This window comes from Herbiconiux sp. L3-i23 (genome assembly GCF_023734115.1).
GTDB lineage: Bacteria > Actinomycetota > Actinomycetes > Actinomycetales > Microbacteriaceae > Naasia.
On the sequence record NZ_AP025737.1, the window covers coordinates 2,781,248 to 2,795,870 of the forward strand.

Annotated in this window: 19 protein-coding genes; all 19 read right to left on the reverse strand. The window is 67.8% G+C overall.

What is annotated here, in order from left to right; genetic code table 11:
- On the reverse strand, positions 1–537 hold the full coding sequence (gene rplF, locus NGH83_RS13295; RefSeq protein ID WP_251856732.1) for a 50S ribosomal protein L6: 537 nt from the start codon (positions 535–537) through the stop codon (positions 1–3).
- A gap of 6 nt (positions 538–543) precedes the next feature.
- Positions 544–942 (reverse strand): 30S ribosomal protein S8, encoded by a 399-nt coding sequence (gene rpsH, locus NGH83_RS13300; protein WP_251856733.1) that lies wholly within the window; start codon positions 940–942, stop codon positions 544–546.
- Between the two features lie 169 nt (positions 943–1,111).
- A complete protein-coding gene (gene rplE / locus NGH83_RS13305) occupies positions 1,112–1,702 on the reverse strand; it encodes a 50S ribosomal protein L5 (RefSeq protein ID WP_251856734.1) in 591 nt (196 codons plus the stop codon).
- Entirely contained in the window at positions 1,702–2,061 is a 360-nt protein-coding gene (gene rplX / locus NGH83_RS13310; protein WP_251856735.1) for a 50S ribosomal protein L24, read from the reverse strand. Before rplX ends, rplE begins: the two co-directional genes overlap by 1 nt.
- A 2-nt stretch (positions 2,062–2,063) precedes the next feature.
- On the reverse strand, positions 2,064–2,432 hold the full coding sequence (gene rplN, locus NGH83_RS13315; protein ID WP_251856736.1) for a 50S ribosomal protein L14: 369 nt from the start codon (positions 2,430–2,432) through the stop codon (positions 2,064–2,066).
- Between the two features lie 30 nt (positions 2,433–2,462).
- Positions 2,463–2,780: a 30S ribosomal protein S17 gene (gene rpsQ, locus NGH83_RS13320; protein ID WP_251856737.1), complete on the reverse strand. Its 318-nt coding sequence runs from the start codon at positions 2,778–2,780 to the stop codon at positions 2,463–2,465.
- Entirely contained in the window at positions 2,780–3,109 is a 330-nt protein-coding gene (gene rpmC, locus NGH83_RS15300) for a 50S ribosomal protein L29 (RefSeq protein WP_305881785.1), read from the reverse strand. Before rpmC ends, rpsQ begins: the two co-directional genes overlap by 1 nt.
- The gene (rplP, locus tag NGH83_RS13330; protein ID WP_251856738.1) at positions 3,109–3,528 is read right to left on the reverse strand and encodes a 50S ribosomal protein L16; all 420 of its coding nucleotides are present in this window, start codon (positions 3,526–3,528) and stop codon (positions 3,109–3,111) included. The genes rpmC and rplP overlap by 1 nt, the downstream gene beginning before the upstream one ends.
- 2 nt (positions 3,529–3,530) lie before the next feature.
- Complete coding sequence (gene rpsC / locus NGH83_RS13335) at positions 3,531–4,295, reverse strand: 30S ribosomal protein S3 (RefSeq protein ID WP_251856739.1); 765 nt, start codon at positions 4,293–4,295, stop codon at positions 3,531–3,533.
- Positions 4,295–4,714 carry a 50S ribosomal protein L22 gene (gene rplV / locus NGH83_RS13340; protein WP_251856740.1) on the reverse strand — a complete coding sequence of 140 codons (420 nt, stop codon included), beginning with the start codon at positions 4,712–4,714 and terminating at the stop codon, positions 4,295–4,297. Before rplV ends, rpsC begins: the two co-directional genes overlap by 1 nt.
- A gap of 27 nt (positions 4,715–4,741) precedes the next feature.
- A complete protein-coding gene (gene rpsS / locus NGH83_RS13345; protein WP_251856741.1) occupies positions 4,742–5,023 on the reverse strand; it encodes a 30S ribosomal protein S19 in 282 nt (93 codons plus the stop codon).
- A gap of 10 nt (positions 5,024–5,033) precedes the next feature.
- The gene (gene rplB / locus NGH83_RS13350) at positions 5,034–5,873 is read right to left on the reverse strand and encodes a 50S ribosomal protein L2 (protein WP_251856742.1); all 840 of its coding nucleotides are present in this window, start codon (positions 5,871–5,873) and stop codon (positions 5,034–5,036) included.
- 20 nt (positions 5,874–5,893) lie between these two features.
- A complete protein-coding gene (gene rplW / locus NGH83_RS13355; protein ID WP_251856743.1) occupies positions 5,894–6,193 on the reverse strand; it encodes a 50S ribosomal protein L23 in 300 nt (99 codons plus the stop codon).
- Complete coding sequence (rplD, locus tag NGH83_RS13360; RefSeq protein WP_251856744.1) at positions 6,190–6,828, reverse strand: 50S ribosomal protein L4; 639 nt, start codon at positions 6,826–6,828, stop codon at positions 6,190–6,192. The genes rplW and rplD overlap by 4 nt, the downstream gene beginning before the upstream one ends.
- Positions 6,829–6,833: 5 nt before the next feature.
- Positions 6,834–7,487, reverse strand: coding sequence for a 50S ribosomal protein L3 (rplC, locus tag NGH83_RS13365; protein ID WP_251856745.1), 654 nt, complete (start codon positions 7,485–7,487; stop codon positions 6,834–6,836).
- Positions 7,488–7,497: 10 nt separating this feature from the next.
- The gene (rpsJ, locus tag NGH83_RS13370) at positions 7,498–7,806 is read right to left on the reverse strand and encodes a 30S ribosomal protein S10 (RefSeq protein ID WP_251856746.1); all 309 of its coding nucleotides are present in this window, start codon (positions 7,804–7,806) and stop codon (positions 7,498–7,500) included.
- Between the two features lie 415 nt (positions 7,807–8,221).
- Complete coding sequence (locus NGH83_RS13375; RefSeq protein ID WP_251856747.1) at positions 8,222–9,883, reverse strand: hypothetical protein; 1,662 nt, start codon at positions 9,881–9,883, stop codon at positions 8,222–8,224.
- A gap of 209 nt (positions 9,884–10,092) precedes the next feature.
- Positions 10,093–12,237 (reverse strand): hypothetical protein, encoded by a 2,145-nt coding sequence (locus tag NGH83_RS13380; RefSeq protein ID WP_251856748.1) that lies wholly within the window; start codon positions 12,235–12,237, stop codon positions 10,093–10,095.
- A gap of 269 nt (positions 12,238–12,506) precedes the next feature.
- Positions 12,507–14,612: a hypothetical protein gene (locus NGH83_RS13385; protein WP_251856749.1), complete on the reverse strand. Its 2,106-nt coding sequence runs from the start codon at positions 14,610–14,612 to the stop codon at positions 12,507–12,509.
- Positions 14,613–14,623 lie beyond the last annotated feature (11 nt).

A 14,623-nucleotide genomic window follows, 5' to 3' on the forward strand; every position in this document is an offset into this window, starting at 1 on the left:
TTACCTACCTGACTTTCCGGCCTTGCGGCGAACGTTCTCGCCCGCGTAGCGGACACCCTTGCCCTTGTAGGGCTCGGGCTTGCGGATCTTGCGGATGTTGGCGGCGACCTCACCGACGGCCTGCTTGTCGATACCCGAGACCGTGAGCTTGTTGTTGCCCTCGACCTGGAACGAGATGCCGGCCGGCGGCTCGACGGTCACCGGGTGCGAGAAGCCGAGCGCGAACTCGACGGCGCTGCCCTTGGCGGTGACGCGGTAACCGGTTCCGACGACCTCGAGGCCCTTGGAGTATCCCTGGGTGACGCCGATGACGTTGTTGGCGATGAGGGTGCGGGTGAGGCCGTGCAGCGAACGCGACGCGCGCTCGTCGTCGGGACGGGAGACGACGACCTGGTCGCCCTCGACGTTGACCGCGATGGGGGCGGCGACCACGTGGGTCAGCTCGCCCTTCGGGCCCTTGACGGTGACGGCGCTGCCGTCGACCGAGACGGTGACACCCGCGGGGATGTCGATGGGAGCTCTACCGATACGTGACATGGATGATCACCACACGTAGGCGAGGACTTCTCCGCCTACGCCCTTCTTGGTCGCCTGACGGTCAGTGAGCAGACCCGACGAGGTGGACAGGATGGCGACGCCCAGGCCACCGAGGACCTTGGGGATCTCGGTCGACTTCGCGTAGACGCGGAGGCCGGGCTTCGAGACGCGCTTGATGCCCGCGATGCTGCGCTCGCGGTTGGGGCCGTACTTCAGGTCGAGCGTGAGCGTCTTGCCGACGCGCGCGTCTTCGACCTTCCAGTCGGCGATGTAACCCTCGGTCTTGAGGATCTCGGCGATGTGGCCCTTGAGCTTCGAGTGGGGAAGCGAGACCGTGTCGTGGAACGCCGAGTTGGCGTTGCGGAGCCTCGTGAGGAGGTCCGCGACCGGATCGGTCATGGTCATGGATGTACTGCTTTCATGTCACCAGGTTTCCTGCTCCGGTACACCGGGGAAGGACCTGTGGTGGGCAGCGACGGGTTCGCCGCTACATGGGAGTGCTCTCCCGGGCGAGAAAATCGCCCGGGAGAGCTTACTTCACATCTGTGTTCAGTTGCGAGGCGTGTCGAGTCGCTCAGGCGCCCGGGTTGTTCGAGGTGAACGGGAACCCGAGTGCACGCAGCAGGGCGCGGCCCTCGTCGTCGGTCTTCGCGGTGGTGACGACGGTGATGTCGAAGCCGCGGACGCGATCGATCCGGTCCTGGTCGATCTCGTGGAAGACGCTCTGCTCCTGGAGACCGAAGGTGTAGTTGCCGTTGCCGTCGAACTGCTTGTCCGAGAGGCCGCGGAAGTCGCGGATTCGGGGCAGCGCCAGCGAGATGAGACGGTCGAGGAACTCCCAGGCACGGTCTCCGCGGAGGGTGACGTGGGCGCCGATCGGCTGTCCCTCGCGCAGCTTGAACTGCGCGATCGACTTGCGGGCCTTGGTGACCTGCGGCTTCTGACCGGTGATCTTGGTGAGATCGGCGATCGCGCCGTCGATGATCTTGCCGTCGCGGGCGGCCTCGCCGACACCGGTGTTCACGACGACCTTGACGAGGCCGGGAACCTGGTGGACGTTGCCGAAGCCGAACTGCTCGGTGAGAGCAGGGACGATCTCGCTCTTGTACTTCTGCTTGAGCCTCGGCTGGATTTTGCCAGCCGGGGCAACAGTCGTGTCGGTCATCAGAGGTCCTTACCTGACTTCTTCGCGTAGCGGACGCGGACGTTCTTCGTGACGCCGTCCTTGGTCACCTGCTCCACGCGGTGTCCCACGCGGGTCGGCTTCTTGGTCTCGGGGTCGACGAGCGCCACGTTCGAGATGTGGATGGGGGCCTCGTGGGTCTCGATGCCACCGGTCTTGGTGCCGCGCTGAGTCTGACCGACGCGGACGTGCTTGGTGACGAAGTTGACACCTTCCACGACGACGCGGTTCTGCTCGACGAGCACCTCGATGACGCGACCCTGCTTGCCGCGGTCTCCGCCGCGGGTCTGGCTCGCGCCGGTGATCACCTGGACGAGGTCGCCCTTCTTGATGTTGGCCATTCTCAGATCACCTCGGGTGCGAGAGAAACGATCTTCATGAAGCGCTTGTCGCGGAGTTCGCGACCGACGGGTCCGAAGATGCGGGTTCCACGGGGGTCGCCGTCGTTCTTGAGGATGACGGCGGCGTTCTCGTCGAACTTGATGTACGAGCCGTCGGGACGACGGGTCTCCTTGACGGTGCGGACGATGACCGCCTTGACAACGTCGCCCTTCTTGACGTTGCCGCCGGGGATCGCGTCCTTGACGGTGGCGACGATGACGTCGCCGAGGCCGGCGTAACGACGACCGGAACCGCCGAGCACACGGATGGTGAGCAGCTCCTTGGCGCCGGTGTTGTCGGCGACCTTGAGCCGGGACTCCTGCTGGATCACTGGTTTATCTCCTGTATTCCGAGCCGGGGCCTACTTGGCCTTCTCGAGGATCTCGACGAGACGCCAGCGCTTCGAAGCCGAAAGCGGACGGGTCTCGCTGATCACCACGAGGTCGCCGATGCCGGCGCTTCCCTGCTCGTCGTGCGCCTTCACCTTGGAGGTGCGGCGGATGACCTTGCCGTAGAGGGGGTGCTTCACGCGGTCCTCGACCTCGACGACGATGGTCTTCTCCATCTTGTCGCTGACGACGTAGCCGCGGCGGACCTTGCGGTAGCCGCGCTCGCCCTCGACGCGGACGTCGTGCTCGGCGGACTCGTGTCCGGCGGCCTTCTCCTGAACCTTGGCCATTACTTGGTCTCCTCAGCGGTGTCAGCCGCGTCGGACGCCGGGGCGTCCGACTTCTTGGCACGGCTGCTCTTCTTCTCCGCCTTCGCGGGAGCCTCGACGGGCGCCGGGGTGGCGCGGATGCCGAGCTCACGCTCGCGGATGACGGTGTAGATGCGAGCGATGTCGCGCTTCACGGCGCGCAGGCGGCCGTGGCTCTCGAGCTGACCGGTGGCCGACTGGAAGCGCAGGTTGAACAGCTCCTCCTTGGCCTTCTTCAGCTCGTCGACGAGACGCTCGTCCTCGAAGGTGTCGAGCTCGGCGGGAGCGAGCTCCTTGGATCCGATCGCCATCAGGCGTCTCCCTCCTCGCGCTTGATGATGCGTGCCTTGAGCGGCAGCTTGTGGATGGCACGGGTGAGGGCTTCGCGAGCGAGCTGCTCGTCGACGCCCGCGACCTCGAAGAGGACGCGACCCGGCTTGACGTTGGCGACCCACCACTCGGGCGAACCCTTACCGGAACCCATGCGGGTTTCGGCCGGCTTCTTCGTGAGCGGACGGTCGGGGTAGATGTTGATCCACACCTTTCCACCACGCTTGATGTGACGCGTCATGGCGATACGAGCGGACTCGATCTGACGGTTGGTCACGTACGCGGGGGTGATGGCCTGGATGCCGAACTCGCCGAAGCTGACCTTGGTGCCGCCGGTGGCCTGGCCACTGCGACCCGGGTGGTGCTGCTTGCGGAACTTGACCTTACGGGGGATAAGCATGATTAAGCGCTCGCTCCTTCTGCGACCGGAGCCTGTGCGCCGTCACGCGGACCACGGCCGCGGGGGCCGCCGTCGCGGCGCTCGGGGCGCTGCGACTTCTGGTTCGCCTGCTCGCGGGCGAGCTCCCGGTTGGTGATGTCGCCCTTGTAGATCCAGACCTTCACACCGATGCGGCCGAACGTCGTCTTGGCCTCGTAGAAGCCGTAGTCGATGTTGGCGCGGAGGGTGTGCAGCGGCACTCGACCTTCGCGGTAGAACTCGGAACGGCTCATCTCGGCGCCGCCGAGACGGCCGGAGACCTGCACGCGGACGCCCTTGGCGCCGGCGCGCTGAGCGCCCTGCAGGCCCTTGCGCATGGCGCGACGGAACGCGACACGGGCGGAGAGCTGCTCGGCGATGCCCTGCGCGACGAGCTGGGCCTCGGCCTCGGGGTTCTTGACCTCGAGGATGTTCAGCTGGATCTGCTTGCCGGTGAGCTTCTCGAGGTCGGCGCGGATGCGCTCGGCCTCGGCGCCGCGGCGACCGATCACGATGCCCGGACGGGCGGTGTGGATGTCGACGCGGACGCGGTCACGGGTGCGCTCGATCTCGATCTTCGCGACACCGGCGCGGTCGAGCTGCTTGAGCAGCAGCTGGCGGACCTTGACGTCCTCGGCGACGTAGTCGCTGTAACGCTGGCCCTTCTTGGTGCTGTCCGAGAACCAACGCGACACGTGGTCGGTGGTGATCCCGAGACGGAAACCGTACGGGTTGACCTTCTGTCCCATTACTTGCTCGCCTTCCGTTGGGCTGAGCCCGTCGAAGTCTTGCGCGCGCCGCGTCCGTTCTCGATGAGATCGGGCGTGGCCAGGACCACGGTGATGTGGCTGGTGCGCTTGTTGATGCGGAACGCGCGTCCCTGTGCACGGGGCTGGAAGCGCTTGAGCGTGGTGCCCTCATCGACGAACGCCTTGGCGATGACCAGGTCGTTCTCGTCGAGGTAGCTGTTCTCGGCGTCCGCCTTGACCCGCGCGTTCGCGATGGCCGCGGCCACCAGCTTGTACACCGGCTCGCTCGCGCTCTGCGGCGCGAACTTCAGGATCGCGAGAGCCTCGGTGGCCTGCTTGCCACGGACGAGGTCAACGACACGGCGGGCCTTCTGGGGGGTCACGCGGATGTGTCGCACGCGTGCGATCGACTCAACCATCTCTCTCCTCCTTCTCTGGTCGCCGCGTCAGCGGCGACGGCCCTTCTTGTCGTCCTTCTCGTGGCCGCGGAAGGTGCGGGTCGGCGCGAACTCGCCGAGCTTGTGGCCCACCATCGTCTCGGTGACGAACACCGGGATGTGCTTGCGTCCGTCGTGCACCGCGATGGTGTGACCGAGCATGGCGGGGATGATCATCGAGCGACGCGACCACGTCTTGATGACGTTCTTGCTGCCGGCTTCGTTCTGCACCTGGACCTTGCGGAGCAGGTGGTCGTCGACGAAGGGGCCCTTCTTCAGACTGCGGGGCATTTACCTATTCCTACTTACGCTTCTTGCCGACGTTGCGACGACGAACGATGAGCTTGTCGCTTTCCTTGCCGGGGCGACGGGTACGGCCTTCGGGCTTACCCCACGGGCTGACCGGGTGACGTCCACCGGAGGTCTTGCCCTCACCACCACCGTGCGGGTGGTCGATCGGGTTCATCGCGACACCGCGGACGGTCGGGCGGACGCCCTTCCAGCGCTTGCGGCCGGCCTTGCCCCAGTTGATGTTCGACTGCTCGGCGTTGCCGACCTCGCCGATCGTCGCGCGGCAGCGGGCGTCGACGTTGCGGACCTCGCCGCTCGGCAGACGCAGCTGCGCGTAGGGGCCGTCCTTGGCGACGAGTCGCACGCTGGCACCGGCGGAGCGGGCCATCTTCGCGCCGCCGCCGGGGCGGAGCTCGATCGCGTGGATCACGGTACCGACGGGGATGTTGCGCAGCGGCAGGTTGTTGCCGGGCTTGATGTCGGCGGCGGGACCGGACTCGACGATGTCGCCCTGGTTCAGCTTGTTCGGCGCGAGGATGTAGCGCTTGGTGCCGTCCACGAAGTGCAGCAGCGCGATGCGCGCGGTGCGGTTCGGGTCGTACTCGATGTGCGCGACCTTGGCGTTGACGCCGTCCTTGTCGTTGCGACGGAAGTCGATGACGCGGTACTGGCGCTTGTGGCCTCCACCGATGTGGCGCGTGGTGATGCGGCCCTGGTTGTTGCGGCCGCCCGACTTCGAGAGGGGCTTGAGCAGCGACTTCTCAGGAGTCGAACGCGTGATCTCGGCGAAGTCCGCGACCGAGGAGCCGCGGCGGCCCGGGGTCGTGGGCTTGTAGTTGCGAATAGCCATTGTTCTGTCTCTCCCCTGACTCAGCCGACAGCCGTGAAGATGTCGATCGAGCCGGACTTCAGCGTGACGATGGCGCGCTTGGTGTCCTTGCGCTTGCCGATGCCGAACCTGGTGCGGCGGGTCTTGCCGTTGCGGTTGAGGGTGTTCACCGAGGCGACCTCGACCTGGAAGATCTTCTCGATGGCGAGCTTGATCTCGGTCTTGTTCGCGCGGGGGTCGACGACGAAGGTGTACTTGCCTTCGTCGATCAGGCCGTAGCTCTTCTCGGAGACCACCGGGGCGACGATGATGTCGCGCGGGTCCTTGTTGTAGCCGCTCATGCGGTCACCTCGTTCTTGCTCTTGGACGCCACGAAGGAGTCGAAGGCCTGCTTGGTGAAGACGATGTCGTCTGAGACGAGCACGTCGTAGGCGTTCAGCTGGTCCCAGGTGAGCACGTGCAGGTTCTGCAGGTTGCGCACGCTCTTCCAGCTGAGCTCGTCGGCGCGGTCGAGGACCACGAGGACGTTCTTGCCGGCGATGTCGGCGAGCAGCTCGGCCGCGACCTTGGTCGAGGGCGCGTCGCCGTTCGACAGGGTCTCGACGACCTGGAGGCGGTCGCCGCGCGCACGGTCGGAGAGGGCGCCGAGCAGAGCAGCGGCGATCATCTTCTTGGGGGTGCGCTGCGAGTAGTCGCGCGGCACGGGTCCGTGCACGACGCCACCACCGCGGTGCTCGGGCTGACGGACCGAACCCTGACGGCTGCGGCCGGTGCCCTTCTGCTTGAACGGCTTGACACCGGAACCGGACACCTCGCCGCGGTTCTTGGTCTTGTGGGTTCCCTGACGCGCGGCGGCCAGCTGGGCCACGACGACCTGGTGCAGCAGCGGCACGTTGGTCTGCACGTCGAAGAGGTCGGCGGGCAGCTCGACGCTGCCGTTACCGCCCTTGATGCTCAGAGTCTGAGGCGAAGCCATTGCGGTCAGGCTCCCTTCACAGCGTTGCGGACGAACACGGTGCGACCGGCCGCACCGGGAACGGCGCCGCTGACGAGCAGCAGACCCTTCTCGGCGTCGACGGCCTGGACCGTGAGGTTGAGGACGGTGGTGCGGTCGCCACCCATGCGGCCCGCCATGCGCATGCCCTTGAAGACACGGCTGGGGGTCGAGGAGGCGCCGATCGAGCCGGGCTTGCGGTGGTTGCGGTGCGAACCATGCGACGCGGAGACGCCCTTGAAGTTGTGACGCTTCATGACACCGGCGAAGCCCTTGCCCTTGCTGGTGCCGACGACGTCGATCTTCGCGCCGACCTCGAACGCGTCGACCGCGATCTCCTGGCCGAGCGAGTAGTTCGCGGCGTCGGAGGTGCGGACCTCGGTGAGGTGGCGGCGCGGCGTGACGCCGGCCTTGTCGAAGTGACCGGCGGAAGGCTTGTTCACCTTGCGGGGGTCGATGGCACCGGCGGCGATCTGGATGGCCGAGTAGCCATCGACCTCGGGGGTGCGGATCTGGGTGACGACGTTGGGCGTGATCTGGATGACGGTGACGGGGACGAGCTTGCCGTCGGCGTTCCACACCTGGGTCATGCCGAGCTTGGTGCCCAGCAGTCCCGTGAATGCCCGTGTAGCGGTAGACATGCGCGGTTCCTTAGAGCTTGATCTCGATGTTGACGTCGGCCGGGAGGTCGAGTCGCATCAGGGAGTCGACGGCCTTGGGAGTGGGGTCGACGATGTCGATGAGGCGCTTGTGCGTGCGCATCTCGAAGTGCTCCCGGCTGTCCTTGTACTTGTGCGGCGAGCGGATGACACACACCACGTTCTTCTCGGTGGGCAGCGGCACCGGGCCGACGACGCTGGCGCCCGCGCGGGTCACCGTGTCGACGATCTTGCGTGCCGAGGTGTCGATGACCTCGTGGTCGTACGACTTGAGGCGGATGCGGATCTTCTGTCCGGCCATCTGTCACTCACTTCCTTCGTGTTGTTTGTCTCGTTCTCACGAGACGTGTGTCCCGCGGGCCTTCCGTGTCGAAACACTTCCGCACGCGTGTTCTCGCAGCACTGTTCTTCTGTCAATGGGCCATCCGTCCGCACGCTCTCGCGCACACGCCTTCCCGCGCAGCCCGCATGGACTTCTCGAAGAGGTGGAGCTGGATGGCTGGCACTCGCGGTGCCGGCGTTCTCCCGCCTGCGGCCTAACCCTCGTCTTCACTTTCGAAGGGAGTTATGCACTGCCTGGCAGTGATCCGGAATCGGGCGCTGAGCACACCGGCCGGAATGTGGAACTAGAAGAGTTTGCCATACCCCCAAGTGCCGTGCAACCCGGGCGTGTCGCACTTGCTGACCCCCTGCCGGACCGCGCAGCGGGGCCCGGCTCATGACCGGATCACCGCGACGGCGGGGCTGACCCAGCCATCGATGCCCGCGACGGTGTATCGGATCCGGTAGTGATAGGTGATCGTAGGCGAGAGAGAACAGCTGCCGTTCTCCATCCGTGCTTGAGAGGCGCAGGTGAGCTCTCCGATGGCGAAGGTGCGCGAGGGGGTCTTCGCTCCCGCGGGCGCTGAGCGGGCCGGATCGGTGACGGGGTCGCTGCTCATCCCTGAGCTGCCATTGCCCCACACCTCGCGTTGCGTCCACCACCTCGATCCGCAGTAGGTCAGACCATCGGGACGGGACCCGCAGACGGTCCATCCCGCCCCCGAGCTCAGGGTGAGGTGCCCCGCGCCCAGCGACAGGACGCGGACGAGACTCGAGGAGGTGCTGGAGTAGCTTCCGCAGTAGACGTCACCGGCTCTCTCGACGCAGATTCCGCCGCCATAGACGGCGGCCAACTGGTCGCTCCCTCGGAGGCGGTCCATGCCGTCGGGCCACGATGAGATGTCGAGGACTGTCGGCGTCCACCGCAGATAGGCCGAGCCGACGCCCCCGACGTTCGCTCCCCAGCAGTGGAGCTGAGGGGCGACCACCACGCAGGCAGTCTGCTGTTCGACGAAGAGTTCGGAGATCGCGCCTGAAGGAAGGCCGGTCACCTTGGCGGGATAGTCGGCTCTTTCTCTCGTCACCTGCCCGCGCCCGACGAAGCTCGGTCCTGCGTCGGTGGACGAGTAGGCCCCGATCGCAGGGTGCCAACACCACACCTCGCTGCCGTTCGATCCGTCACGGAGGACACAGGCGTTACCGGAGGTTCCGGTGCGGATGTCGGTGACACGGTCGATGGGTGCACCGCTCTGGTCTCGCACGGCCTTCGGCGTGCTGCCGCGGGTCTCTGCCGGTGCCCCGGTGCCCCAGCAGAAGAGCTGGCCGCCGCTCACAGCGCACAGCCCGGCCGACGTCCCGAAATTGACCACCTGTGTCACGGGCCCGCCTGAGGGCAGCGTGATCTGCACGAAGTCCGCGGTCGAGGTGTAGCCGTTCGTTCCCTTGCAGTGGAGGGTGTCGTCCACCGCGACGACGCAGAGCACGTTCCAGCCGACGGAGACCGATTTGAGAGTCCGCGATGCGATCGACCCGGTCGCAAGGCGAGTCGGACTCGGTGAGGCGCTTCCGCCCCAGCAGTACAGGCCGCCGTCCGAGATGCCGCACACGCTGAGGTCGAGGCTGAGGCTCCCGTTCGCTCCGGCTGTCGTTCCGGCGTCGACCTCGGAGAACGGCATCCCGCCGACATTGCGGATGGCGCTGCGGTCTGTCAGCGAGGAGTCCGTCAGATCGACGGCTGCGGTCGCCGTGCCTGCGTACACCGTCTGGACGTCGGAGAAGTCGGAGTTGGCGGACCGCTCCACGGTGTAGGTCGGCGCGCCGGTGATCCCTCGGTCGGCGAGTGAGGCGGAGACATCGCTCCACGACAAGCTGGTTTGCGTGCCGACCGGCGCCCCTGCGCGCGTCGCGGTGAGGCTTCCTTTCGGAAGGGAGCCCGCGGCCACCGAATTGCCGGTCGTTCGAGTGGCGTCGACGAAGTAGGCCCCGGTCGACGGGACGGCCACCGCGGCGAAGGCGACAGCCGCGAGGGTCGCGGCGAGCGCCGTCCGTGACAGCACCCGCGGCACCCATCGGCGTCGCGGACCACGAGCGGTCGAGTCTCTTCTTTTCCCCATGTGTCTATCCCCCATGCGTCGGGCGTGCAGACGCAGCCCCAGTGTCCTGGGAACGCCGGCCGGCCGCATCCGCTCACCCAGGCTGATGTTCGGTACGCGCACATTCCGTCCGGTGCGCCTCATGACACCGGCGCACCGGCTCTCCGTTGGCGTCAGCGACTGGCCGTCACGACGGGGCTGACCCAGCCGGGCACCCCGGCGACCGTGTAGCTCAGCCGGTAGTAGTAGGTCCCGTTCTCCTGCAGGCTGCACTTGCCGGATGCGAGTTCGACGGAGCCGGTGGCGCACACGGTCGTCCCGTCGAGGCTGCGAATGAATTCCATCGGCGCAGTGTTCGAGGTGCCGAGCTGGGCGGTCATCGCCGCGCCGGTGTAGCCCGCAGCGCCCCAACAGGCCACGCGGCCGTCGGTCGTGATGACGCAGGCGCCGGGGAACGCGGAGCTGGAATTGAGGCGGATCGACGCGATGCTCGCAGTGGCCGCGACGCCCGCCACCGGGGTCGGCGTGTTGTAGAGCTTGTTGGTGTCGCCGCCGTCGCCGACGATGCCCTGGTAGTCACCGCCCCAGCAGTACGCTTTGGCGTTCGCCAGAGCGCACAGGCCCGCGGTCGTGGCGACGATGTCGGTCGCTCCGGACACGGAGGACATCTTGGTCATCGTCTGCCCCATGTCCTTCCAGGTGACCTCCGACGGCGCCCAGGGGGCTCCCATCCACCCCCAGCACCAGATGTCCGACTTGCTGGTGAGGATGCAGGAGGACTGGGATCCCGACGTCAGCTTGCGGATCGTGGCTCCGTTCAGTGCCGGCGTGAGGGCGCGGATCGGGTTGAAGGCCTCGACCATCGGAGCGGTGCTCGCGCCGAGCTCGCCCATCATGTTGATGCCCCAGCAGTGGACCGTGTTGTCCGTCGCGAGCGCGCAGGTGTGGGTGCCGCCGACGGACAGTTGGCTGACCGTCTTGCCCTGCAGGCTGCCGAGGTTCATGCCGACCGCGGTGGTCGACCCGCCGCCCCACCCGATCGCGCTCGACTGGGGGTAGCGTCCGGTGACGTTGCCGTAGCCCCAGCAGCCGATGGTGCCGTCGGTGGCCATCGCGCAGGTCCCGCCGCCGGAGATCACACCGAACTGACTGACCTTCTTTCCGAGGAGGACTCCCGCGTTGGCGAGGACGGGGAGCAGCGACTTGGTCGTGCCGTTGCCCGGGTAGTCGCCCCAGCAGTAGAGCTCGCCGGCGTCGGTGAGCGCGCACGAATGCCCGAGGGCGGCGTCGACCTTCACGGCCCGCTTGTTCTGCAGCCCGCCGGTGACCTGCGTGATCGTCGTCTTCGTGTCGGTGGAGTACGCCCCGCCGTCTCCCGGGTAGCCCTGCCCCGAGCAGTAGACGGCGCCCTGCGCGGTGACGACGCACCCCTGGAAGCCGTCGGTGGAGACATCGACGTAGCGCCCGGTGGCCGGTGTGCTGCGAGCGACCTCTCCGCTGTCCGCAGCGGCGGCGCCCGTGCCGGAGTAGACGGTCTGCGGGTTCGAGAAGTCGGCGGACGCGGACCGTTCGACGGTGTAGGTCGGGGTTCCGGTGATCCCCGCGGCGCGCAGCGCGGGTGCCACGTCGGTCCAGCGGAGATCGGTCGTCGTGCCGGAGGGAACCCCCGCCCTGTTCGCTGTCAGTGACAGGGCTGTGGAGGGCATCCCTCCGGATCCGTTCTGGATCGCGTTGATGAAGACGAGGAAGCTGGCGGCGGATTCCTGGAACTGGTTCTCGGAGTCCGTCGACAGCCACATGCGGATCTCGATCTTCGACTGGCCGCCGGCGGCGAGCCCGCGGCCCTTGGTGAGAGCGCCGTCCGGGATCGCCGTCGCGGGGCGTGAGCCCAGCGTGAGCACATCGGTCAGCGGAGCGCGCTGCTCGTCGTAGAGCCGGAACCGGAAGTTCGAGAGCTGCTGCTGGGTGATCTTCAGGGTGGCCCTGGGATCGACGATCTGCAGCTCCCAGTCGAGCCCGATCGTGCCGGTGTTGCGTACCGTGATCCACTCCGACCGCGCCGAGGCACCGTGCGTCGACGTGGACGCCGCCTGCTCATCGGTCATCGGGTAGACGCCCGACACCGCGATCGAGGTCTGGTCGGAAGTCTTGCCGATCTCGCCGATCGTGAGCAGCGCACCCGACACGCTCGCCCGCGCCGTGGTCGACGCGGTGAACCAGGCACCGCTCAGGCTGGTGCTCACGCCGGCGAATGCGGTCGCGAGTACCAGGATGGATGCGGCCAGCGCCCTCCGGCGCTTGGTGGATGTCGGTGTCATGGTCGGTGCTTCCCCTCGAGCGTCCCGCACAGGTCACGCCCCCCGGCGGATGCGAGAACGCAGCTGTCATCTCAGTGTGTTCGATCGCGTCCGTCGCCGTCATCCCGCCGGGGGCGCCGAGCTTCGCCTCGCGAACATCGGCACCTGAACAGGTATTTCTCCCCCGACCGACCGGGCATCGGTGCGGGTTCTCGAGGGACGACGAACGCCCTCCCCGCGATGCGTGGGAGGGCGTCGCCCGAGGTGTGGCGGTCGAGGAGCTGAGCCGATCAGCGCGGTCGGACGGCGGCGGTCGTGGGCGAGTGCCCCGCTGCGAGCCCTGCGCCGGTGTAGCTGACGCGGTAGTGGTACTCCGTGCCGGGTTCGAGCGAGCACGACGCGGCGCCCGCGACTGCCCCGCCGGCGCACCCGACCTGGTCGAGCCCGGCGACGGACGCCGGGGTCGAGACGGTGGTGACGGCAGTCGTCGGCGCGGCGCCCGTGATCGCCTTGCTTGCGTTGTTCCCGAAGCACTGCACCGCCCCCGAGCGCAGCAGCGCACAGGTCGTGTCGTAGCCGGCGCTCATCGCGACGACCTGCCCGCTTCCGAGCGCGGTGACCGCGCGCGGGCTCGCGTTGACGGTCGTCGTGTCGCCGGCCCCCAGCTGCCCGTACCGACCCCAGCCCCAACACGATGCGGAGGTCTCGTTCCAGCCGCAGACGTGGCTCTGCCCGGAGACGACGTGGTCGTACTGGCCGGTCGCGGTGCCGGACGAGCCGGTTCCGCCGGTGCCGATGTCGCCGTTGCCGAACGACCCGTGGTTGTAGTGCCCGGCGCAGCGCACCGACTTCGCGGCCGTCACGGCGCAGATGCTCTGCCAGCCGACGGACGCGTCGGTCACTCCGGCGTCGGTGCCCGGGAACCGTGTCGGGGTGTTCAGCGCGGCGGAGTAGTTCGGACTCGGCGTGTATGTGGCCGACAGCTGACCGAACGCGGTGGAGCCCCAGCAGATGAGGCCGTCGGTCTTGACGGCGCAGAAGTTGCTTCCTCCGCCGACGATGGCGGTGGTGCGTCCCGATGTCAGCAGGGAATAGCGCTCCCCCGAGGACGTGGCGACGAGAGTCGGTGTGGCGCGCTGGCTGGGTCTCGTCTCCCAGAGCCCGAGCTGCAGGGAACGGTTGTCGCCCCAGCACGCGATGTCGGCGTCAGCGGCGAGGACGCAGGTGCTGTTCTCGGAGGCGGCGATGTCGACGAGGTCCTTGCCGGAGAGGACCGCGGTCGCGGCGATCTCCGTGGCTCCCGCGGTCGTCGGCCCTCCGGCGACCCCGTCGCCGCGTTGACCGTAGTTGTCGTCGCCGGCGCAGAAGACGCGATCGGAGGCGGTGATGGCGCACAGGTGGCGTGATCCGGCGGCGATCTTCACCACGTCGGAGGGGAAGCCGGCGATCGCGGTCACCGACGACCCGGTGCCACCGGTGATGAGCTTGCCCCAGCCGTAGACGCTGCCGCCGATGACGACGTAGGTCGAATCGTTGCCGAATCCTGCGTTGCTGGTGGCGATGTCGGTCGCGGTGCCGAGCGCCGCCCCGGTGGTGTCGATGTTCGTGCGGGCCGGTCCGGTGTAGACGACCGTCGCGTCGGAGAAGTCCGCGTTCCGCGACCGCTCGACGGTGTAGGTGACGGAGTTCGGGTCGATCGCGAGGTCGGGCGAGCTCGCCTCGGTCCACGCGAGCTGCGTCGCGGAGCCGTCCGGGGTTCCGGCACGGTCGGCGGTCAGTTGCACGGGGGCGAGGGTCGGCACGCGGGGCGCACCCGACTGCATGCCGTTCACGATGGCGGTGAAGGTCACGCTTCCGCCCTGGAAGCGGTCGGTGCTCTCGGGGGTCAGCCACACGGCGAGGCGCAGCCGCGTCTCGGATCGGGCCGGGATCACGTCGCCCCGATACAGTTGCCCCGACGTTCCGTCCCTCTGCGCGACGGCATCGAAGGTCGACGGGGAGGTGACCGGGGTTCCGCCGTCATCGGTGAGGACGTACCGGAAGTTCGCGAGGTCCGCCTGCTCCAACGGCGCGATCGCGGCTGCGCGCGCCAGGTCGAGAGTCCACGCGAGCGGAATGGTGCCCGTGTTCCGCACGGTGATCCACTGCCATGCCGCGCCTCCCGACAGCGCCTGCGAGTCGGTCATCGGGTAGACGCCGTCGACGTGGACGGTCTCCTCGTCGGACTCGACGCCGATCTCCCCGATCGACAGGGTCGCCCCCTCGACGGAGGCCGACGCGGTGGTCGTCGCGGTGAACCAGGCGCCGGACGTCGCGACGGACACTCCGGCGAGGGCCAGGGCGATGACGGTGACCGCGGCTGCCGCCGAGCGGCGGGCGAGTGGGGTGAGAGGCATGGCGTTCGATT

Bases quoted from the DNA above. Each gene is read 5' to 3' on its own strand.
- rpmC (WP_305881785.1), bottom strand. From the start codon at position 3,109: ATGGCGATCGGATCCAAGGAGCTCGCTCCCGCCGAGCTCGACACCTTC.
- rplE (WP_251856734.1), bottom strand. From the start codon at position 1,702: ATGACCGACACGACTGTTGCCCCGGCTGGCAAAATCCAGCCGAGGCTC.
- rpsS (WP_251856741.1), bottom strand. From the start codon at position 5,023: ATGCCCCGCAGTCTGAAGAAGGGCCCCTTCGTCGACGACCACCTGCTC.
- NGH83_RS13385 (WP_251856749.1), bottom strand. From the start codon at position 14,612: ATGCCTCTCACCCCACTCGCCCGCCGCTCGGCGGCAGCCGCGGTCACC.
- rplF (WP_251856732.1), bottom strand. From the start codon at position 537: ATGTCACGTATCGGTAGAGCTCCCATCGACATCCCCGCGGGTGTCACC.
- rplP (WP_251856738.1), bottom strand. From the start codon at position 3,528: ATGCTTATCCCCCGTAAGGTCAAGTTCCGCAAGCAGCACCACCCGGGT.
- rplD (WP_251856744.1), bottom strand. From the start codon at position 6,828: ATGGCTTCGCCTCAGACTCTGAGCATCAAGGGCGGTAACGGCAGCGTC.
- rplC (WP_251856745.1), bottom strand. From the start codon at position 7,487: ATGTCTACCGCTACACGGGCATTCACGGGACTGCTGGGCACCAAGCTC.
- rplX (WP_251856735.1), bottom strand. From the start codon at position 2,061: ATGGCCAACATCAAGAAGGGCGACCTCGTCCAGGTGATCACCGGCGCG.
- rplV (WP_251856740.1), bottom strand. From the start codon at position 4,714: ATGGTTGAGTCGATCGCACGCGTGCGACACATCCGCGTGACCCCCCAG.
- NGH83_RS13380 (WP_251856748.1), bottom strand. From the start codon at position 12,237: ATGACACCGACATCCACCAAGCGCCGGAGGGCGCTGGCCGCATCCATC.
- rpsJ (WP_251856746.1), bottom strand. From the start codon at position 7,806: ATGGCCGGACAGAAGATCCGCATCCGCCTCAAGTCGTACGACCACGAG.
- rpsQ (WP_251856737.1), bottom strand. From the start codon at position 2,780: ATGGCCAAGGTTCAGGAGAAGGCCGCCGGACACGAGTCCGCCGAGCAC.
- rplB (WP_251856742.1), bottom strand. From the start codon at position 5,873: ATGGCTATTCGCAACTACAAGCCCACGACCCCGGGCCGCCGCGGCTCC.
- rplW (WP_251856743.1), bottom strand. From the start codon at position 6,193: ATGAGCGGCTACAACAAGGACCCGCGCGACATCATCGTCGCCCCGGTG.
- rpsC (WP_251856739.1), bottom strand. From the start codon at position 4,295: ATGGGACAGAAGGTCAACCCGTACGGTTTCCGTCTCGGGATCACCACC.
- rpsH (WP_251856733.1), bottom strand. From the start codon at position 942: ATGACCATGACCGATCCGGTCGCGGACCTCCTCACGAGGCTCCGCAAC.